Below are 19,310 nucleotides of genomic sequence, written 5' to 3' on the forward strand. Positions count from 1 at the left end.
AGAAAGAATTCAAACGTTGTATGTCGTATTCCTCAGTGTCCCAGTATCGCGATCGTGCGGTAGCCTGGGACATTTACTTTTTTGTGTTTTTGTGACAGGTTTCGTGTGAAACAGGCGGTACGTTCCAGGAAACAGGTTTCAGGAAGCAGGACTGAGGGGCAAATCGGCGGTCTTGTCAAATTCACCTGCTCGGTCTGAAGCAGGCAGCCGATCCAGGTAAACCGCAGCAATATCTTGAGGTAACGCCGCTTCCAGAATTTGATGGCTTTCCTCAATCTGTCGCCGCACTTCAGCCGGAGCAATAATTTGTCCTTCTGCTTGCAGGTAGGCGGCAATCCGAGTTTCGCTCCAGTGAAAAGTCTGCGACAGCAGCAGCATGAGTCGCTGGGCGGGCTGAAGCTGTTCTAATGCCTGCTCCACAAAGCACCAAAGCGGGGGCGAGGCTTCCCGCAGGGAATATTGGATCGACTCTACAGGCGGCAGCTCAACACGATTAATGCAAATTGCCGTAACCTGAATTAGCCAGCTTTGCAGCGTCGGGTTTTCGGCTTCGGGGGAGTTTTGGAAGTGCAAGTTCAAACCACCCAGTTCGTAATAAAGATGTCGCCAGGTAATGGCAAACAGATAATCTGCTTGGGCAGGCGATCGAACCGAGTGATGGATCAGAGAATAGACGATCGGGCTGTAGCGGCAAAAGATTGCCAAAAAATATTTCCCGGCGTCGGGGTGTCGCTGAAACAAAACCAGCAGTTCTTGATCGCTGTGGTGCTCCAGGGAAGTGACGATCGCGTGATTGCATTCAGGAAACTTTGGAATCTGCACAGTTCTTTACCCCACTCTTTACCCCATACAGGCAGGTGACAGCATTTTTTGCACCTTCAGGTTTTTTGCACTTGGTTTTTTGCACTTTTAGAAAAATTACGGCAGCATCCTGCCAGCACATCATAACCAAGTCCGGCAAAATTTAGCGACAATCATGGCGTAAATAATTGATTCTGTCTAGGTGGGTCGGGGGACAACGCACAAAACGTATTAAGGCAAGCTTATCCTAGCCATAGGTATTCTTCTCGATCGCGCTTCAATTTCCATATCCTCACAGCGATATACTGAAGCTGTAGGTTTTGCGAAAAATCTTCATGAAGTTGGCGATGTTTCCCTTTGGAACAGTGGAGGCTGCTGCATCACGGGTTGTCGTATCGAGAGAAGCCCGGTCTAGCCGACTAAATTAGCTGTAGTTGCCCTATTCGTAGCAATTAGCGAAGCCCATGAGTTCAGGAATTGATTTGCAAGCAAGTTTTATCCAGCTAACCACGGATTTCGGTTTGTCTCCCAGTATTGCCAAGCTGCTGTGGATTCCCCTGCCGTCGATCCTGCTGTTAGTTGGTGCCACATTTGGCGTCCTTGTCACCACCTGGCTAGAACGAAAAATTTCCGCCGCTGCCCAACAGCGAATCGGTCCTGAGTTTGCGGGTCCGTTTGGAATGTTGATTCCAGTCGCAGACGGTCTGAAACTGCTGGTGAAGGAAGACATCATCCCCTCCAGGTCTGACTCGATTCTCTTCACGCTTGGACCTGTGCTGGTGGTGGTTCCCGTCTTCCTCTCCTTTTTGATCGTGCCCTTCGGACAAAACCTGCAAATCACCGATTTGGGAATTGGCATTTTTCTCTGGATATCGCTGTCGAGCATTGCGCCGATCGGTCTACTGATGGCAGGCTACGCCTCCAATAACAAATACTCACTGTTGGGTGGGCTGCGGGCGGCCGCGCAATCAATTAGCTATGAACTGCCTCTGGCGCTGTCGGTGCTGGCAGTGGTGCTGATGTCGAATTCGCTTAGCACAATCGACATTGTGCAGCAGCAGGCGGGCTACGGGATTCTCGGCTGGAACGTCTGGCGGCAGCCGCTTGGCTTCATTATCTTCTGGATTGCAGCACTGGCAGAGTGTGAGCGATTGCCCTTTGACCTGCCCGAAGCCGAAGAAGAACTGGTTGCCGGATATCAGACCGAGTATGCAGGCATGAAGTTTGGGCTGTTTTACCTGGGGTCTTACGTCAACTTAGTGCTATCGGCTCTGCTGTTTGCGGTGCTGTATCTAGGCGGTTGGGAGTTCATTATCCCGGTTGGGGTGTTAGCAAACTGGATCGGCGTCAGCGAAACGACTCCTTGGCTGCAAGTTCTGACTGGGACGCTGGGCATTGTGATGACCGTTTTCAAGGCGTATCTGCTGATCTTCCTGGCAATTTTGCTGCGCTGGACAGTTCCCCGTGTGCGAATTGACCAACTCCTTGACTTGGGCTGGAAGTTTCTGCTGCCTGTTTCGCTAGTGAACCTGCTGCTTACGGCTGGGCTAAAGCTGGCATTCCCAATGGCGTTTGGTGGCTAAGCTGGATTGGGGGTTAAGTCTTGCGGGTTCAAGTTCTACCCTGTTTTGATAAACTTCATCCCGATCGCCCCAATTCCCTACCATTGCAATCCCTGAAATTCAGAAATTCAACCTTTATCCAAAACTATGCTGAAGTTTCTTAAGCAAGTTGGCGACTATACAAAAGAAGCGATTCAGGCTGCGAAATATATCGGTCAGGGCTTATCCGTTACCTTTGACCACATGCAGCGTCGCCCAATCACGGTTCAGTATCCCTACGAAAAACTGATTCCCTCAGAGCGGTTTCGGGGGCGGATTCACTTTGAGTTTGATAAGTGTATTTCCTGCGAAGTTTGCGTTCGCGTGTGCCCGATCAACCTGCCCGTGGTGGATTGGGAGTTTAACAAGGAAACCAAGAAGAAGAAGCTCAATCACTACAGCATTGACTTCGGAGTTTGCATTTTCTGTGGCAACTGTGTTGAATACTGCCCAACGAACTGCCTCTCAATGACCGAAGAGTACGAGCTGTGTACTTACGATCGCCACGAACTCAACTTCGACAACGTGGCAATGGGACGACTGCCTGCTAACGTGACCCAGAACCCAATGGTGACGCCGCTGCGAGAGCTGGTCTATCTGCCCCAGGGCGTGATGGATCCCCACGGTCTGCCCGCTAGCTCAAATCGAGCCGGAAAACTGCCTGCGGAAATTCTGGAAGAGGCGGAAGCTAAGTAATCAATCAAGTAACCAATACGGTCAGTGGGCGGCAGTTTCGCGCTAATGAATGGCGATTGCTTCCCCGCTACTATCTTCGATCGAGCTACTGTGACTATGGGAGGTTCATAACGTGACGCTTGCAGATGGAGTTCAACTTGTTTCCTTTGGAATTCTGGCGTTCTTGATGATCGGGGCTGCCCTGGGGGTCGTGCTGCTGCAAAACATCGTATACTCGGCTTTTCTGCTGGGTCTGGTGTTTATCAGCATTTCGGGCTTCTACATTCTCCTGAATGCAGGATTTGTCGCGGCAGCACAGGTCTTGATTTACGTGGGAGCCGTCAACGTGCTGATTTTGTTCGGAATTATGCTGGTGAATAAGCGACAGCCGTTTAGCCCATTGAAAAATGCCTGGGTTGGTCAGGCGTCAACGGCAACCGTTTGTCTCGGTCTGTTTGCACTACTGAGCACGATGATCCTGGCAACGCCGTGGGCAATTTCAACTGCGATTCCGGCAGGCGAACAAGCGATCATTGTGATCGGCAAGCACTTCTTTAGCGACTACTTGCTGCCGTTTGAGCTGGCATCAATTCTGCTGCTAATGGCACTAATTGGGGCGATCGTCCTGGCACGTCGGGATTACTTGCCCGATACGCTGGCGGCACAGGATAGCAGTCAACAGCCTTCGCTTACTTTGCCAGAGCGCCCCCGCGAGCTCATTCCGGGCAGTAATAAGTAAGCGTAAGCGCAGTATTCCTCTCTTCCTTTTTATCCTCTCTGTCTGAACGATCGCTTATTTTTTCAACTCCTATGCAACTGCAATACTTTCTTCTTCTCGCAGCCGCTCTGTTCTGCATTGGTGTTTATGGTTTGGTGACGAGCCGCAACGCAATTCGCGTGCTGATGTCGATCGAGCTAATGCTGAATGCGGTCAACCTGAACATGATGTCATTCTCAAACTACCTCGATCCTCAGGTAATTCGGGGACAGGTGTTCACTGTGTTTATCATTGCGATCGCAGCAGCAGAAGCGGCGGTGGGTTTGGCGATCGTGCTGTCTATCTATCGCAACCGCGGTACAGTGGATATGGAGCAATTTAATTTGCTCAAGTGGTAGCCGATCGAGAATAGTAAACGATTGCAACTCAAGCAAGTTATTGTCGCCTACAAAGCCGGGGATGCTCTGAGCCAACGCACCGCTGAAAAGTGTGCCGATCAGCTTGAGCAACGCGGCTGTTATGTTCTAATTGGACCGAGCGGCCCCAAAGATAATCCCTATCCCGTTTTTCTTGCGTCGGTGCAGCAGCCAATCGATCTAGCGGTTGTCCTGGGCGGTGACGGTACAGCTCTCGCAGCCGCAAGGCATCTTGCCCCAGGTGGTATTCCGATTCTGGCAATCAACATCGGCGGTCATCTGGGCTTTTTAACGGAGTCGGCGGAGGAGCTTCAGCAGTCTGAGAAGATTTGGGACAGGCTGGCAGGCGATCGGTTCGCGGTGCAGCGACGCATGATGCTTCAGGCAATGGTGTTTGAAGGCAATCGTACTAACTTGGAACCGATGAGCGACCGCTATCTGGCTCTCAACGAGATGTGCGTCAAGCCTGCTTCTGCCGATCGCATGATTACTTCGTTTCTTGAAGTAGAAATCGACGGCGAGGTGGTCGATCAGTATCAGGGAGACGGCTTACTAGTGGCAACTCCCACTGGGTCGACCTGCTATACCTTGGCGGCTGCAGGTCCGATCGTTCATCCCGGTATGGAAGCGATGATTATCACGCCGATTTGTCCGCTGAGTTTGTCGAGCCGACCGATCGTGCTGCCGCCAGGTTCTGTCATTAGCATCTGGCCCCTGGCAGATCGCGACTTGAATACAAAGCTATGGATGGATGGAGTTCTAGCAACAGCAATTTGGCCTGGTCAGCGCGTAGACATCCGTATGGCAGACCGCCCGGCTCATTTTATTATCCTGCGTGACAACTATTCCTACTACCAGACGCTCCGGGAAAAGCTGCAATGGGCAGGGGCGATCGTGCGTCACAGCAATAATCATCGGAATTAGGTGCTTTCGCACAAAAGCGTAAGCCCAAATTAGAACATGAGCATGGTTTGAATTTAGCGATCGATTGACTGCCCTGAGCGGTCGGGTGCTGTGCAATCTTGCTTCCTGGAATCACTCCTTTGTGAAAGCAGGACTTGAACATCTCATGAGCCTATGCTAAAGTATTGAGGTTTGCTTGACACAAGGCAAGGGTCGCTAGCTCAGCGGTAGAGCACTCGGCTTTTAACCGATTGGTCCTGGGTTCGAATCCCAGGCGACCCATAAAATTTCTGCAATCCCTGCTTTTGTAGAGTTCGCTAGCTTGTAGCGTAACTCCGGTGCGAATTCAAGTATCTAGCTTCGCATCCATCTTTTGCAGCGTAGAACTCAAAAAAAAGGCTTAGCCGCGCCAAGCCCCCATGTCTGATGCAAAGTCAAATTGAGACAAGCAAGCGGGATTAGACGATCGCGCCTAAGCTTTGTAAAATTCCTTTTGCTGCCCGTTGTGCGGTTTCGCAGGCACCGTTCATGTAGCCTTGAGAACCGACTGAGCAATGTTCTCCGGCGAACCAAAGATTGCCGACTCGCTCTCCTTCTACGCCGCTAAATTTTGTCCACTGTCCCGGCAGATAGCAGGAGTAGGAGCCAAGCGCATAGGGTTCTTGAGACCAGACTGCTCGAACTGCCTTACCACGCTGAACCTGCGAGATCCCAGGGAAAATGCGATCGAGCGAGTCCACCACGGCTTGAGCCTGATCTTCCGGGTTCCCTTCTCCAAGCTTTAAGCCTTGCTGCCCCCCTCGTAAATCGGTAAGCCATCCATTGGGTCCTGGCGAATAGCGGGCACTTTCCCAGGTATTCTGAAACGCTTGATCGGTGTAAACGCTGATCGTGCTGGCATATTGTGTGCGCCAAATCCGCTCTTGCATTGGTAGGGATAGCTTTGCCCCAGACCCATATCCCAACTGATCGATCGCCTGTCGCTTCAATGGAGGAAGATCGATCGCCAGATCTACCTCGCGCAGCACCGTAAATGGAATCGCAAACAAAATGTGCTCATAAATGCGCTCCTGACTAGCATTGCCCTGCCGCAAGCTGACGAAATAGCGTCCTGCCGGGGTCATTCGCACCGATTCCAGAAAGACTCCGGTTTCAATCGCGGCATTGAGGCGATCGGCTAGCCGTTTGGGAATCAAATCATTGCCGCCAATGACGTGCCAGCGTTCGTCGCTTACTCCGTAGGTATTCCATTCGCCGGTATCTGCGCCGATCAAAAACAGCATATTGAGGCAGGTTTGAGACTCAGCATCCCTGGCAAACTCGGTGATGTAAGCGACCCTTACCAGTTCGTTAATTAAAGGAGTTGTCGGAGCCGCTGCTAAATACTCTGCCAGGGACAGGCGATCGAGCTGGATGGCTCTTGGGCTGGGATTGTGATACGTGATATCGCAATTGCCTAGCTTCTTCAAATCTTGAGCAATGTGCTGCGCTAGAGGTTTAAACTCTTCGATTACCTGCGATCGGCGAATCTTTTGTCCCTGAAAGTACAGCACTTCCGGCTCCAATCCGGTATCAGCAGCGTGCAGATCTGCCATTCTCAGACCCAGTTCTGCCGCCAGTGATCGGACGCAGGTATGGCGCGAATCGATAAACTCTCCGCCCAACTCCACTACACCCGGATAACCGGGCTGCTGCGACAGACTTTTTAAGCGTCCACCAATTCGATCGCTTGCCTCAACGATATCTACCGCAACGCCTGCCTGTTTCAGCCGATAGGCGGCGGTAAGTCCGGCAATTCCCGCTCCCACAATCAGGGCTTTCGCGCTCCGCTCCTTAAAGCTAATTGGAGAATTTCTGCCCCCTGCTTGAAACTGTCGGCGCAGATCGATCGCTCCAGGCTGGATTGAGCTTATTGCTCCTGTAAGCACTAATCCCCCTAAAAACTGTCTGCGGTTGCTTCGGAGTTCCCCGAGGCGGCGATCGTCTTGCGTTTGAAGCCAGCCTTCGACTTCATCGGGCGGTATCTGTGTTGTGGTTGAAATGCGGGCAGTCTGATAAGCCCGTCGTAACAATTCAATTAATCCTGTTCTCGGCATACAAGTTTATAGAACTCAGTAAGTCGGCATGGGAAAAACAGCAACCCGTGGGAATCGACCGCACTCCAAGTTTTGATTCGATTCTGATTAACAAGTGACGCTGATGCCTCGAGGTCTGAGGGCTTGTCATTTGGTTAACAATGGGGTGAATTGGCTCGCTGAGTTTCCCGGCTCAATCTCCCTTGATCAATGAAAAAATCGAGCTATCCTGGAGGTTCGATCGAGCGGAGTGAGTGCATGCCTTGGTTTGTCAAAATTGAAAAAGGTGTCGTTGACAAGTCTACCTTTGACCAATTTGTTCCGGCACACAAAGCCTATGTCCGGACGTTAATTAACCAGGGGCATCAAGCAAAAACAGGCTATTGGGGTGATTTGGGGGGCGGCATGATGCTGTTTCAGGCAGCCAGTTTAGAGGAAGCTAAGGCGATCGTCGCTCAAGATCCGCTGATTCAAAACGGCTGCGTTGATTACCAGATTCATGAATGGCGCATCGTCGTCGAGTAGCAGTACCCCATCGCAAACCCCAAAAGCCTTTTTCAGGCAGGCTTCATCCCTGGTCAAACTAGAGCATTCTATAGAAAAGTACAGATAGATAAAGATGAGTGATAGCAGTGACGGTTATAAAGTAGTTGCAGACAATCGAGAAGCTCGGTTTCAGTACGAAATCTTAGAAACTTTTGAGGCAGGCATTGAGCTGCGCGGAACCGAGGTGAAGTCAATTCGCCAGGGCAAAGTGAACCTGAGAGACGGCTTCGCTTTGGTCCGAAATGGAGAAGTCTGGCTGCACAACGTTCACATTTCACCGCACGAAACCACGAACCAGGTGTACAACCATGACCCTCGCCGAACGCGCAGGCTCTTGCTTCACGCTGAGGAAATTCGCCGGCTGATTGGACAGGTCGAACAAAAGGGACTGACGCTGGTACCGCTCAAGATGCACCTGAAGCGCGGCTGGATTAAGCTTTCCCTGGGTCTGGCACGAGGCAAGAAACTGCACGACAAGCGGGAGGATCTGAAGCGTAAGCAGGCGAAACGCGAGATCGAGCGGGTAATCAAAAATTACTAGACTGGCGGGGAGAGGGGTGGCGATTTCTCCCTGGGAAACGGCGGAACGATCGCACCTCAGGCTTCTTGCAAAGGCAAAAAAATAAAGTGTTAAGAAATTTTGCAGTAATTGCTCCGCCTGTGTTAACATTACTTCACAACGCGACCCTGGGGCAGCCAGAAGCGGTTCAGAGCTTGGGGTTTATCTGAACTCTAGTATCAGGATGTGCCGTAGGTATCGGGTTATCTCCTCCCAACACAGCGAGTTTGCCAGCCAAGGGGCTGGCATTTATTTAAATCTTGCTCTTGCCGAATGCCATGATAGAAAGAGCTATTCAGCCAACAGGAATAAATTTGCAGTGAATTCTTTTTTTACGATCGTCGCTGTTCCGTCTGCGTGATAACTTAGTGAATGGCTGTAGGAAAGCCGCTTTGCCCAATCTCCTGCTTATTTGAGATGCTCTTTTATTCAGCAATGTAAAAGTTGTGGTCAATTCGGTCATTTGAAGGATAAACTTTTAGGCTGAAATTAGGATATCGAGCAGGATATTTTGCCGATTATATTGTTAGCATTTATAGGTACATTAATTAGACGCTGGCTAGGTTTGGGTGGAGGGTCAGTTTGTTTCTAGCAGGACGTTGCAAACGTTTATCGCCTCCCATCAGCAGTGGAAGTAAGGGTTTTTAAATTGTTTTGTTTTTGAGCCTTCGGAGGGTTTCATGTCAATTCGGCTATATGTGGGCAATCTGTCCAAAGAGTTGGAGCGTCAGGAGTTAGAAGCCGTTTTTGCTGAGTTCGACGACTCTGTTTCAACCAAGGTGATTACCGATCGCAAAACGGGTAAATGCCGTGGCTTCGGTTTTGTCACGGTGAAGAGCGAAGAACAGGCAGATGAAGTGATTGAAAAATTTAACGGTTATCTGTTGAAGGATAGCCCCATTAAGATCGAGCGGGCGCAGCCTCGTACCAAAGGCAAAGAAGAGACCGCAGAGCAGGCTCCGCAGGGCAATCCGCCCAGCAATCGTCGGAGTGGTGGCAGCAAAGGCAACAATAAGTCTCGCAAAGTGACTTCAACCGAACCGGAAGCAGTTCAGCCCGATCCGCGTTGGGCGCAAGACCTGGAAAAGCTCAAGCAGCTTTTGGCAGCTCAAGCCGCAAATCCCTAGTCTGCCAATCGTTTGCTAAACTCAAGGCTTTTTGATCGATCGCCATGACCATCAGAAGCCATTGTTCTGATCGAGCGGTTGCCTTCCTGAGTTCGGAGATACAAACCCTTAAAGGAACGTGCCAACTCAATCAAACAAAATCGTTGCCTGTGGCATACGGGGTACAGATATCTCGGTTGCGACAGGCAATTTGTTTGGCAATTTTCGCCAGGATGTCCAGCAAAACTTAGGGAGAAATCGGCTCTTTTGCAGCAAGCAGCATGATCATTTGCAGCAGTTGCTCTGGCATAATTGGGTCGTGCAGCAGGTCATTTGCGCCGATCGCCTGCCATGCCTCTCGCTCTTCTATCTCTGGTGCAAGCGCAACAATTTTAATTTGTTTGGTGACAGGATTCCGGCGAAGTGCGTGAATCAGGGTCTCTCCTTTGATGTCTGGCAGATCAACGTCGGCAATGATCGCAAAGGGACGCATTACTTCAATTTGACGCACTGCCGTTGCCCCTTCTAGCATCCAGACGAGCTGGTAGCCTGCTGCGGTCAGGCTGTCACAAATCACTTCCGCAATTTCTTCTCGATGCTCAATCAGAATAATCTTGCCTTTTGGCGGATCGATCAGGCTGCGAGTTTCGATCGGGGGGCTGGCATCGATCGATCGGAGAATGGGTAATTGAACGGTAAAGACTGACCCTACTCCGGCAGTCGATTCAACGGTGACCGAGCCTCCGTGGAGCTCCACAAGCTGCTTGGTGAGTGCTAAACCTATGCCCGTTCCCTGATACTGCCGACTATAACCGCGATCGAGCTGATGAAACTTCTGAAAAAGCTGCGGAATCAGATGTTCAGGGATGCCAATGCCCGTATCTTGAACTTGAAGCATCACGAAATCTTTTTCTGTAAACACCCGCAGCGTCACCCGACCGCCTGCCAGGGTAAATTTGACCGCATTGCTGAGTAGATTATGAAGAATCTGACGCACCCGCTGCGGGTCGGCAATCAGTCGATCGCTTTGTGGGGACAGATGCAAATCAAGTTCAAACTCAACCTGATGCAAAGCCGCGTAACTTTCCAGCATTTTCAGCACCTGCCGCACTAGATGAGACAGTGAAACCTCCCGCAGGTTGAGAACCATTCTGCCTGCTTCCACTTGGGACACAGCGAGAATGTCTTCAATCTGGTTGAGAAGCCGCTCACCACTGTCGTGAATCATCTGAAGAAAATGCTGTTGGCGGTTGTCAAGCACATGGGCGGACCAGCGTTGTAAAGTTCTTGACATTCCGATAATGCAGGCGAGGGGGGTACGAAGTTCGTGGCTCACGGCTGCCAAAAACTCACTTTTTGCCTGGTTTGCCGCCTGCGCTGCCAGCATTGCGTCTTCAAGTGCCTGGGTTCGCTCAATCACGCGCTGTTCCAGAGTGTGTTTTTGCTGCTGAAGTTCGCTGTAAAGCTGGGCTTGATGAATGGCGATCGCCAAATGCTCGGCAATGTGCTGCAAAAATCGCTGTTCCCGGTCTTCCCAGCAGTAGGGCTGGGTGCAATTGTGAGCGATCAGGAGTCCCCAGAGGCGATTGTTTACCCAGATCGGAGCCACAAGCTTTGCCTGCACCTGGGCACGCTGCAAAAATTCCAGCAGGCAGGGAACTGATGTTGCATATCGCACGGTAACATCTTCTACTATCAGCGGAAATTGCCAGGATTCTCGGACATGTCCGCGTAGCTCATCTACAAAGCAATGAGCATCTGAGAAATACAGCACCGAAGGAATTGTGTCACTGGCTCTTGCTTCATAAACGACTGAACCCGCCGCCTGCGAATCGATTACTCCGAAGGGGGAACTGCTCTGCATCGTCCCCTCCTGCCATAAAGCTTGTGAGAAAGATGATTCTGTTTGAGTCACACCCTCAATCTGATAAATCACCAGGCGATCGACCCGTAGACAAGCTCGCACTTGATCGACCGCTGTTTGCAGAATGATTGGCAGCTCTAAACTTTGCCGAATCTGGGTCATGACCTGATTTAGCAGCCGTTCTTGCTCGACTTGCTGTTGTAGCGCAGGCTCACACACTGCAACTAGGGTCGAGTCCAACGGCTCCAGCAGCAAATCGAGAAGTTGACGGGTAAAGTCCGTTTGAATCTGCATATCATTGGGCTGAAGCCGCGATCGAGCTTCCATCCACTCTGGTTGCCAGTTGCGCTCAACCTGGGACAGCAGCCCGTCTAGAAAAGCGGCAATTTTCTCAGGTTCAAAGTTAAGGCTGATTTGATAGGAAACTTCTGTGCCAGACTGCGCTCCGGTCAAAGGTTGAATGCCTGTCAGCAGCTCTGCCTGGAGCAGGGCACTAAATCCGGGAGAGGCAACTAAGCTAAAAAGTTGAGATTGTGCAAGAAGGGGGGATTGCGATCGTTGACCCGCCAGGGCTACCTCGGTTATCTCGATCGCCTCAACCTGGGCTGCAATCTGCTGAAACAATTTTCTTAATCGATCGAACTTTGAAGCAGACCAAGCGCGGCTGAGCGTGAAAGCATCAGAAATATTGATCGTCTCGCCCATCCTCATTTCCATTCCTAAACGATCGGTGCTGCCGGAATTTGGATAGCGACCGTCAGATTGAGCCGTCAGAATTGAACCGTCAAATTTCAGCCAGTGCTAGCGCTATCCTGCGAAGCGGCGCATATTCGCTGCCTTGACTGTGGAAAGTTAGCCTTTTCAACTCTCTATAATGATGCCTGCAAATGCCTGCAATCAGCTAATCCCAATGAAAATCTTTATAGCTGCTGCCTGAAGGATAAGCATCCAACGGTAGACTGTAGTTTGACTGCGGTGAATTTAGATTTATTCTCCATTTGTTTTCTCTGCTTGTTCATTTCGCAATTCATCCTCCTATGACGGCTGCTGTCAAATCTTCTCCTCGAATTACTTCTCAACTAGTCAACGGCATTTTGGCAATCAAGCCTCTGGCGGACCTGGCAAAAAATCGGGCACGCAACATGATGATCAAGCGAGCTGAGTCGATCGGCGTGTACTGGCATGATCAGGTGCAAGCTCTTCGATCGCGCAGCGACAGCGCATCTTCTCAGGTTTCGTCTCAGGTGTCTCCTCAGTGGGAGCAAGAGCTTGCCCAGGTGCAGAGCGCGAATCTGACCTATCCCGACTATTACCTACGAATGTTTCACGCTTACGAGGACGGGAATCTAAGCTGGGATGCAGCAATGGAAGTCGAAGTGGCTGCCCATGCCGTTCATGCTCGGGTTTGGCCGGACTCTGGCGAACAGGGTGATATGCGACTGCGCCAGAGCTATCAAACCGTGCTGCAAGAGCAAATTAACACTGCACCGCAGAACATCTTAGACATTGGCTGTAGCGTTGGCATGAGTACCTTTGCCCTGCAAGCCCTTTACCCGCAAGCGCAAATTACTGGAGTCGATCTCTCGCCCCATTTTTTGACGATCGCCCAGTATCGCACTGAGCAGCGAGAACGCGGGGAAGATTACGCAATTCAGCCTTCGCTTGCGCCCAGCCCAGATCAAGCAGCCCAAATTCCTAGCCCCACCTGGCTTCATGCCGCTGCCGAAGCGACCGGATTACCCGATGCCTCGTTTGATCTTGTGTCTGCCCACCTTCTGTTCCACGAACTGCCTCAGTCGGCGGCGATCGGCATTTTGCAAGAAGCGCGACGGCTCCTGCGTCCAGGTGGTCACATTGCAATTATGGACATGAATCCGCGATCGGAAATCTACGCCAAGATGCCGCCCTACATCCTGACGCTGCTGAAAAGCACAGAGCCTTATTTAGACGAATACTTTGCGCTGAACCTGGAAGAGGCGATCGAGCAGGCAGGTTTCCAGTCTCCCACAGTGGCTTGTAATACGCCACGCCACCGGACGGTGATCGCACGGGTGCGGTAGTCTCCTGTAGGGGCAGTTCGCGAACTCCCCTTACTGATCACCTTACTCAATTACCCTTACCCCCGATCGCCCTTACCCCATGCCAGCCTACCGACCATTGAGGGGCAACTCAAAATTAAACTTCTGCAAAGGCAGGTTGTTGTTGGGGGGTGTTCTCGCTGCGATCGCTACAAAAAACCTCTGCCGAGTTATTAGGGCTTTCGATTAGTTTGACCCTATGAAGCTTTGCACCGATTTGAGCGATCGGGTTTTGCAGCAGGTCGCGGATGTGAACGGCGATGTTTTCCGCAGTTGGGACGACTTCTGCGAAGTAGGGAATGTCTTTGTTCAAGAAGGTGTGGTCGAACGGTTCCACCACATAATCATCGACGGCTTTTTGTAGCGCAACTAAGTCAACCAGCATTCCCGTGCGCGGATCGATTTCGCCTTTGACGGTGACTTCCAGGTGGTAGTTATGCCCGTGTCCGTTCACGCGGGCACATTTGCCGTAGATTTCTGAATTTTGCTCCAGCGTCAGATGGGGGAGTGCCAGACGGTGAGCCGCGCTGAAGTGGGTGCTGATCGTGAGGTAAGCTTCCATATTGTTTCCTTCGTAGTCTGCCCAAAGTTCAGGATGTTCAAAAAGCTGAATGCGGACGATCGGTAAATGGGGAGCGAGTCGCTGCCAGATTACCCGCGCCATACTTTCCGTTGTGGGTAGGGTTTGCTGAAATTCTGCCCAAACGTCATTCAGGTAGGAGAAGTTAAGCTGGCCGGTGACTTCCCGCTTAATCACCTGTTTTACGTCGGACAAATTTAGCACCATACCGTATTCATCCAGGTCGCCCTCCATCGAGACATAGAGGACATAGTTGTGCCCATGTCCCGGAAACCGGGCGCAGCCGCCGAACCGCTCTTGATTTTCTGCGTCGCTCAGTTCGGGTAGCCAGTATCGATGACTTGCCGAGAACTCCGCCCGCCGATTAATGATGCACTTCATGGGAAAATTCTGTTAAGTTCCGTAAAGCCTCTTTTAATACGATAGCAGTTGTGCTGCTGCTGAACCGCCTGATAAAGACAGGAATCCCAGGGTTATAAGGTTATTCATCTAAATTCAAGCCGCACCCAATGTCTTCTAAATAAATGTCTTCTAAATAAATGTCTTCTGAGCAAAATAAAACGACTATTCTTCAGTTCTATCAATTCTTTGACGATCGCCAAATCGATCAAGCTCTAGAACTGCTTGCCCCTGATTTTGTTGCGCATTTAGCTGGAGTGCCTGAACCACTCGACAGGGAAGCATTCAAGCAGTTTGGCATGACGTTCTATCTTGCCTTCAGTCAGGGTCAACATCGATTTGAGCAGGTCCTTGTTGAAGAAGATAAAGTTGTGACGTGCGGCACGTTTACGGCGATTCATTCCGGTGAATTTCAAGGGCTTCCACCCACAGGTAAATCGATTAAGTTAGCGGTGATGCATATTGACCGCATCGAGAACGGCAGGATTATCGAACATTGGGGGCAGGGAGACGCGCTGGGACTGATGCAGCAGCTCGGAATAGTTTTTCTACCCGGACTAACGCTTTTCCCTCACCTGGTTAAGAGTTTTGCGTCCAAGCTGTTAAAAAAATCGTTGGAAATTGGGAAAGCAAGGCTAAGCCAGCGTTAGCACAATCAACAGCAGTACTTCTGTCCATTCCACCACAGCTCCATAGCTATCTCCTGTGTGGCCCCCCAGTTTTGCGGCAAACCAGGCAGGTGTCAGCAGCGCGATTCCAATCCCGCCGATCGCTAACAAACCCGCCAGCATCGGGGAGTACAGCCCAGGGAGCAAACTGAGTCCCACCAGCAGCACCAGGCAGGGAGCAGTGTCTTTGATCGATCGCATCACTTGCTTGTGAAACGCACCTTTGCCTGTGGGCTTGAGATAGGGATAGCGAACGATTGCGATTTGCTGTGCCCAGCGTCCCCAACCAGCAACCAGCGGCAGCACGAGCCATCGGGTTAGGGAATTTTGCAGATCGATCAGCGCAACGGTTTTCAGTAGAATTACGGTTGTTGCCGTTATTGCCCCAAAGGCTCCGGTACGGCTATCTGCCATGACTGCTAATCGTCGCTCTGGGTCGGTGACCGCTAACCCATCGGCAGTATCCATTGCCCCGTCGAGATGAAGTCCGCCCGTGATGGCAATCCACAGGGATACGACGATCGCACTCCGCGTTAGCACAGGCATTCCAATCCCCGTCAGTCCGCTATCCACCCCGCTCAAAATCATTCCAATCAGTAGCCCGACTACAGGCGCAAACCAAGAAACGGTCTCAAACGGCAGGGATGCAATCTGAGGGACAGGCAAACAGGTGTAAAAGGCAATGGCAGCCGCAAGCTGGCGCAAAAAAAACATTCAGATATTACCCGATTAGAACAGCCAGAATCACCCGCTTGATCCTGCGATCGCCTATCTTAGCGAAGTGAATCGCAAAGCGTTGCAGTCATAATAGAGTGGAACCTTCATTGACCTGCCTTTGGGAACCTCCTTGCTAAGACAAGTTCCGTATATTCCGCAAAGGGCGAGTTCTGGATCCTGAGATAAGATTAGAGTACGGACCGATTACGGAACCTCTATGATTCATATAAATGACTGAGCTAGGTGGCTGAGCAGTTCGCTATGCCATTCTGCTTCTATGGGGTGCGCTGTTCCGGCTTTTTCGATGTGTTCTTCGCTCTGGGATTCGGCTTGATTGTTGCGCTTGGCGTTCTCTTGCAGACGGTGAGCACTGTTGCAGAACTGAAGTAACCCCAAACTCTGGGGTGGAGCTAAATTTGCAATCAGCTTACCCAGGTCAGACAAATTAATAACGGTTGATCTCATTATTTGAGTCATACGATCAGACGCGATTAGTGGTGGGTCATCGCTGGTGTGCTAATCGTCTCCTCGGTCTGTAGGTCAACCCTGTTCTCTCGTTAAGGCTACGGACTTTTTGTATGAGTCACGATCAACGCTCTGGTAACACGAAACTTCCTGCTCCCTGTATTGTTGAGGCGGGCATCATTGTCAACAAGCAAGATATGCAGCGGCTTCTGGCAGATTTGGGGCGAGTTCGCTACTGCTACACGCAGAACGATGACCTCGAAGGGGGAAGAACTTCGCAACGTCTGCTGGCAGAGGATGAAGGCTATGTACTGGAGGTCTTTGCCGACCCCACGAGTTCGACGATCGTTGCTAACCGCACCCTTTATATTAATGTCCAAAGCTTCGACTACTTGGAGCTAAGCCACTCTCCAGAGCATGAACCCTGCTTTGATTTGGTGCAGGACAGTTTGCGGTTGCGGTTGATTCCGCTTAGCAACCCGATTCAGGATCAAAAAGCAAGAACGCTCAGCGCAGCCGCCCTGGAAGCTGTGGTTGCCGAAGTGCTTTCTGCTGGCTGGGATGTGGAGATTGACGGCGACGAGAATTCGATTTAGCTCCTGCTGGCAGTCTTGTTTTAAGGCGAGCTTTATTTTTGGGTTTGTGAATTAGTTTGTGATCGAGATCGAATATTGTGGGATTTGAGTTTCAGTGTCAGGCGAACTGTCGCCATACCCATGCCCGTGCCGGAATCTTTACCACGCCTCATGGCAATGTCGAAACGCCCCGGTTTATGCCGGTGGGAACGCTGGCCAACGTGAAAACGGTAACGCCTGCTCAGCTTCGAGAAACGGGCGCACAGATGATTTTGTCGAACACCTATCATCTGCACTTACAGCCTGGAGAAGACATCGTAGCGGCGGCAGGCGGGCTGCATCAGTTTATGCGCTGGGATGGTCCAATCCTGACGGATTCTGGCGGCTTCCAGGTCTTCAGCCTCAGCGAAATGCGATCGATTTCCGAAGAAGGGGTGAAATTTCGATCGCCGCGAGACGGGCAGATTATCAACCTCACGCCTGAAAAATCAATTCAGATTCAGAATGCGCTGGGGGCGGATGTCATTATGGCGTTCGACGAGTGTCCACCCTATCCCGCAAGCTATGAGGCAGTTCAGGCGGCAACCGATCGCACGGCACGCTGGCTAGAGCGATGTATTGCGGCGCATCAGCGATCGGATCAGGCCTTGTTTGGGATTGTTCAGGGTGGGGTTTATGAAGATCTCCGGCAGCAGTGCGCGAAAACCTTGACGCAGTTCGATTTGCCCGGCTATGCGATCGGGGGAGTGAGCGTGGGTGAGCCTGCGGAATTTATCGAACCGATCGTGAAAGCAACTGCGCCTCTGCTGCCGGAACACAAACCGCGCTATCTGATGGGCGTGGGTTCCTATCGCGAGATGGTGCAGGCGATCGCAGCAGGGGTCGATTTATTTGACTGTGTGATTCCGACCCGCTTGGCGCGACATGGCAGTGCGCTGGTCAAAGGCGATCGCTGGAATCTGAAAAATGCCCGCTATAAAACCGACTTCACACCGCTGGATGCCGGCTGTCCTTGCTATACTTGCCAGAATTTTACCCGCGCCTACATCAGCCATTTGTTGAGGTCGCAGGAATTGCTTGGCTACACGCTGCTGTCGATCCACAATATTACCGAGCTGGTGCAGTTTACCCAGCGAATTCGGGCGGCGATTTTGAGCGATCGATTTGTGGAGCTGTTTGGCGATTGGCTAACTCCTGAAGCCGCTACCAAAGCTGAGGTTTAACTGTCCGGTAAAGTGTGACTGTCGTTTCTCTCGTTTCTTTTGCGATCGAATTTATCTATGACTGCTGATTCCCCGATTGAGGAAACTGCTTTGCCGCTTGTTGAGACTGCCGATGCGCTCCAGCCCTGCATTCAGGCACTTGGCTTACCGCAGATCGATCGTCATCTCTTCATCTGTGCTGATCAGACCTTGCCCAAATGCTGCGACAAAGCAGAGAGCCTGGTTGCTTGGGACTATCTGAAGCGTCGCCTTAAGGAATTAAAGCTTGACCAGCCGACCAGTGACCGTCAAAGCTGCATTTTTCGCACAAAGGCAAACTGCTTGCGCGTCTGTCAGCAGGGACCTATTCTGCTGGTTTATCCGGATGGAGTGTGGTACCACAGTGCAACGCCAGAAGTCATCGAGCGGATTATTCAAGAACACCTGATTCAGGGGCAGGTTGTCCAGGACTACGCATTTCTCGTTCATCCTCTGCCGCAGCCGGGCACTACTGTCCTGTCCTCGCCGCTCTAGCAAGTGTCCTGAAAAGCACGGAAAATCCTGGAAAGTACGGGCAAGATAACGGGCAATACAAAGGATTTTTCCAGTATGTTCAACATTCTGTAAATATACTGGGTATCATGATCGGCAGAATGGACTGTCCACTTTGAGGTCGCGAGTACTAGAGCATGAGTAAGGAAAGCAGTGTCGGAGAAAATAAACGGCTTCTCCTGATTGATGACGACCCGAACCTGATTCTGCTGGTGAAGGATTATCTTGAATTCCGGGGATACGAAGTCATCACCGCTGAGAATGGCCAGGAGGCGTTGGATATTTTAGAGAGCGAGACACCAGACATGATCATTTGCGATGTTATGATGCCGCAAATGGATGGTTATGCCCTGGTCGAGCAAGTTCGCAAAAATCCTCGCACAAGCTGGATTCCGGTTCTGTTCCTCTCTGCTAAGGGACAAAGCCAGGATCGGGTAAAGGGACTGAACATTGGTGCTGATGTGTACATGGTGAAGCCCTTTGAACCTGAAGAACTGGTGGCTCAGGTTGAGGCTTCGCTGAAACACAACTCGCGCCTGATGCAGCGGCAGGACAAAAACTCGGATTCGGCTCCGAAAATTCAGGTTCCGTTTGATGTAGAGCTAACCCCCACGGAACTGCGGGTGGTTCAGTTTGTGGCGCGAGGCATGGCAAACCGAGAAATTGCCGAAGAACTGAACGTGAGCCAGCGCACGATCGAAAGCCATGTTAGCAATATGCTGGGCAAAACTGGGCTGCACAATCGCACTGAACTGGCACGATGGGCGATCGAAAACAGCATGGCGTAGGTGGATGAAGCTTAACGCTCGA

Annotated in this window: 20 protein-coding genes and 1 tRNA gene; 15 read left to right on the plus strand and 6 right to left on the minus strand. The window is 51.2% G+C overall.

All coding sequences use genetic code 11. From position 1 onward, the window contains the following. Positions 1–138: 138 nt before the first annotated feature. Positions 139–822, minus strand: coding sequence for a sigma-70 family RNA polymerase sigma factor (locus NDI45_RS14025; RefSeq protein WP_190793993.1), 684 nt, complete (start codon positions 820–822; stop codon positions 139–141). A 443-nt stretch (positions 823–1,265) separates the two neighbouring features. Between NDI45_RS14025 and nuoH the strand changes: the two genes are divergently transcribed. The 6 genes from nuoH (at position 1,266) to NDI45_RS14055 (ending at position 5,396) form a co-directional block, all read left to right on the plus strand. Further along, positions 1,266–2,384: an NADH-quinone oxidoreductase subunit NuoH gene (gene nuoH / locus NDI45_RS14030; RefSeq protein ID WP_190793994.1), complete on the plus strand. Its 1,119-nt coding sequence runs from the start codon at positions 1,266–1,268 to the stop codon at positions 2,382–2,384. A gap of 129 nt (positions 2,385–2,513) precedes the next feature. Next, a complete protein-coding gene (ndhI, locus tag NDI45_RS14035) occupies positions 2,514–3,098 on the plus strand; it encodes an NAD(P)H-quinone oxidoreductase subunit I (protein ID WP_348247737.1) in 585 nt (194 codons plus the stop codon). A gap of 112 nt (positions 3,099–3,210) precedes the next feature. Continuing rightward, positions 3,211–3,816 carry an NADH-quinone oxidoreductase subunit J gene (locus NDI45_RS14040; protein WP_348247694.1) on the plus strand — a complete coding sequence of 202 codons (606 nt, stop codon included), beginning with the start codon at positions 3,211–3,213 and terminating at the stop codon, positions 3,814–3,816. Positions 3,817–3,887: 71 nt separating this feature from the next. Then, a complete protein-coding gene (gene nuoK, locus NDI45_RS14045; RefSeq protein WP_190793996.1) occupies positions 3,888–4,193 on the plus strand; it encodes an NADH-quinone oxidoreductase subunit NuoK in 306 nt (101 codons plus the stop codon). A 21-nt stretch (positions 4,194–4,214) separates the two neighbouring features. After that, complete coding sequence (locus NDI45_RS14050) at positions 4,215–5,135, plus strand: NAD(+) kinase (protein ID WP_348247695.1); 921 nt, start codon at positions 4,215–4,217, stop codon at positions 5,133–5,135. 189 nt (positions 5,136–5,324) lie between these two features. Then, a tRNA-Lys gene (locus NDI45_RS14055) sits at positions 5,325–5,396 on the plus strand. A 176-nt stretch (positions 5,397–5,572) separates the two neighbouring features. On the opposite strand, the gene NDI45_RS14060 is transcribed toward NDI45_RS14055, so the two are convergent. Then, a complete protein-coding gene (locus tag NDI45_RS14060) occupies positions 5,573–7,210 on the minus strand; it encodes an FAD-dependent oxidoreductase (protein WP_348247696.1) in 1,638 nt (545 codons plus the stop codon). A 237-nt stretch (positions 7,211–7,447) separates the two neighbouring features. Between NDI45_RS14060 and NDI45_RS14065 the strand changes: the two genes are divergently transcribed. The 3 genes from NDI45_RS14065 (at position 7,448) to NDI45_RS14075 (ending at position 9,421) form a co-directional block, all read left to right on the plus strand. Further along, positions 7,448–7,714, plus strand: coding sequence for a YciI family protein (locus tag NDI45_RS14065; protein ID WP_190790332.1), 267 nt, complete (start codon positions 7,448–7,450; stop codon positions 7,712–7,714). 94 nt (positions 7,715–7,808) lie between these two features. After that, entirely contained in the window at positions 7,809–8,276 is a 468-nt protein-coding gene (smpB, locus tag NDI45_RS14070) for an SsrA-binding protein SmpB (protein WP_190790333.1), read from the plus strand. A 698-nt stretch (positions 8,277–8,974) separates the two neighbouring features. Continuing rightward, positions 8,975–9,421: an RNA-binding protein gene (locus NDI45_RS14075; protein WP_190790334.1), complete on the plus strand. Its 447-nt coding sequence runs from the start codon at positions 8,975–8,977 to the stop codon at positions 9,419–9,421. A gap of 226 nt (positions 9,422–9,647) precedes the next feature. Here NDI45_RS14075 and NDI45_RS14080 read toward each other — a convergent pair whose 3' ends face one another. Beyond that, positions 9,648–11,969, minus strand: a complete 2,322-nt coding sequence (locus tag NDI45_RS14080; protein ID WP_348247697.1) for an ATP-binding protein — start codon at positions 11,967–11,969, stop codon at positions 9,648–9,650. Between the two features lie 332 nt (positions 11,970–12,301). On the opposite strand from NDI45_RS14080, the gene NDI45_RS14085 reads away from it, so the two are divergent. Next, positions 12,302–13,324: a class I SAM-dependent methyltransferase gene (locus NDI45_RS14085; RefSeq protein ID WP_348247698.1), complete on the plus strand. Its 1,023-nt coding sequence runs from the start codon at positions 12,302–12,304 to the stop codon at positions 13,322–13,324. A gap of 115 nt (positions 13,325–13,439) precedes the next feature. Here NDI45_RS14085 and NDI45_RS14090 read toward each other — a convergent pair whose 3' ends face one another. Then, a complete protein-coding gene (locus NDI45_RS14090; protein ID WP_348247699.1) occupies positions 13,440–14,303 on the minus strand; it encodes a 6-carboxytetrahydropterin synthase in 864 nt (287 codons plus the stop codon). A 158-nt stretch (positions 14,304–14,461) separates the two neighbouring features. On the opposite strand from NDI45_RS14090, the gene NDI45_RS14095 reads away from it, so the two are divergent. Then, on the plus strand, positions 14,462–14,971 hold the full coding sequence (locus NDI45_RS14095; protein ID WP_190793888.1) for an ester cyclase: 510 nt from the start codon (positions 14,462–14,464) through the stop codon (positions 14,969–14,971). Here the strand turns inward: NDI45_RS14095 and cobS are convergent. Together cobS and NDI45_RS14105 are read right to left on the minus strand one after the other, a co-directional pair. Continuing rightward, the gene (gene cobS / locus NDI45_RS14100; RefSeq protein ID WP_190793887.1) at positions 14,957–15,703 is read right to left on the minus strand and encodes an adenosylcobinamide-GDP ribazoletransferase; all 747 of its coding nucleotides are present in this window, start codon (positions 15,701–15,703) and stop codon (positions 14,957–14,959) included. The two genes, NDI45_RS14095 and cobS, sit on opposite strands and share 15 nt — an antisense overlap. 225 nt (positions 15,704–15,928) lie before the next feature. Then, entirely contained in the window at positions 15,929–16,171 is a 243-nt protein-coding gene (locus NDI45_RS14105) for a hypothetical protein (RefSeq protein WP_348247700.1), read from the minus strand. A gap of 113 nt (positions 16,172–16,284) precedes the next feature. On the opposite strand from NDI45_RS14105, the gene NDI45_RS14110 reads away from it, so the two are divergent. The 4 genes from NDI45_RS14110 (at position 16,285) to NDI45_RS14125 (ending at position 19,288) form a co-directional block, all read left to right on the plus strand. Continuing rightward, a complete protein-coding gene (locus tag NDI45_RS14110; protein WP_348247701.1) occupies positions 16,285–16,767 on the plus strand; it encodes a hypothetical protein in 483 nt (160 codons plus the stop codon). Positions 16,768–16,841: 74 nt separating this feature from the next. Further along, the gene (gene tgt, locus NDI45_RS14115; RefSeq protein WP_190793891.1) at positions 16,842–17,969 is read left to right on the plus strand and encodes a tRNA guanosine(34) transglycosylase Tgt; all 1,128 of its coding nucleotides are present in this window, start codon (positions 16,842–16,844) and stop codon (positions 17,967–17,969) included. A gap of 57 nt (positions 17,970–18,026) precedes the next feature. Then, on the plus strand, positions 18,027–18,482 hold the full coding sequence (locus NDI45_RS14120; protein WP_190793884.1) for a ferredoxin: 456 nt from the start codon (positions 18,027–18,029) through the stop codon (positions 18,480–18,482). A gap of 155 nt (positions 18,483–18,637) precedes the next feature. Next, entirely contained in the window at positions 18,638–19,288 is a 651-nt protein-coding gene (locus NDI45_RS14125; protein ID WP_190793883.1) for a response regulator transcription factor, read from the plus strand. Positions 19,289–19,310: the final 22 nt, after the last annotated feature.

The sequence above is a fragment of the Leptolyngbya sp. GB1-A1 genome (assembly GCF_039962475.1).
GTDB lineage: Bacteria > Cyanobacteriota > Cyanobacteriia > Elainellales > Elainellaceae > Leptolyngbya_A.

What these genes read in the sequence shown, in the direction of transcription:
- NDI45_RS14065 (WP_190790332.1), top strand. Translation starts at nt 7,448, where the DNA reads ATGCCTTGGTTTGTCAAAATTGAAAAAGGTGTCGTTGACAAGTCTACC.
- NDI45_RS14060 (WP_348247696.1), bottom strand. Translation starts at nt 7,210, where the DNA reads ATGCCGAGAACAGGATTAATTGAATTGTTACGACGGGCTTATCAGACT.
- cobS (WP_190793887.1), bottom strand. Translation starts at nt 15,703, where the DNA reads ATGTTTTTTTTGCGCCAGCTTGCGGCTGCCATTGCCTTTTACACCTGT.
- NDI45_RS14080 (WP_348247697.1), bottom strand. Translation starts at nt 11,969, where the DNA reads ATGGGCGAGACGATCAATATTTCTGATGCTTTCACGCTCAGCCGCGCT.
- NDI45_RS14105 (WP_348247700.1), bottom strand. Translation starts at nt 16,171, where the DNA reads ATGAGATCAACCGTTATTAATTTGTCTGACCTGGGTAAGCTGATTGCA.
- NDI45_RS14095 (WP_190793888.1), top strand. Translation starts at nt 14,462, where the DNA reads ATGTCTTCTGAGCAAAATAAAACGACTATTCTTCAGTTCTATCAATTC.
- nuoK (WP_190793996.1), top strand. Translation starts at nt 3,888, where the DNA reads ATGCAACTGCAATACTTTCTTCTTCTCGCAGCCGCTCTGTTCTGCATT.
- NDI45_RS14085 (WP_348247698.1), top strand. Translation starts at nt 12,302, where the DNA reads ATGACGGCTGCTGTCAAATCTTCTCCTCGAATTACTTCTCAACTAGTC.
- NDI45_RS14125 (WP_190793883.1), top strand. Translation starts at nt 18,638, where the DNA reads ATGAGTAAGGAAAGCAGTGTCGGAGAAAATAAACGGCTTCTCCTGATT.
- smpB (WP_190790333.1), top strand. Translation starts at nt 7,809, where the DNA reads ATGAGTGATAGCAGTGACGGTTATAAAGTAGTTGCAGACAATCGAGAA.
- NDI45_RS14110 (WP_348247701.1), top strand. Translation starts at nt 16,285, where the DNA reads ATGAGTCACGATCAACGCTCTGGTAACACGAAACTTCCTGCTCCCTGT.
- NDI45_RS14090 (WP_348247699.1), bottom strand. Translation starts at nt 14,303, where the DNA reads ATGAAGTGCATCATTAATCGGCGGGCGGAGTTCTCGGCAAGTCATCGA.
- nuoH (WP_190793994.1), top strand. Translation starts at nt 1,266, where the DNA reads ATGAGTTCAGGAATTGATTTGCAAGCAAGTTTTATCCAGCTAACCACG.
- NDI45_RS14120 (WP_190793884.1), top strand. Translation starts at nt 18,027, where the DNA reads ATGACTGCTGATTCCCCGATTGAGGAAACTGCTTTGCCGCTTGTTGAG.
- NDI45_RS14075 (WP_190790334.1), top strand. Translation starts at nt 8,975, where the DNA reads ATGTCAATTCGGCTATATGTGGGCAATCTGTCCAAAGAGTTGGAGCGT.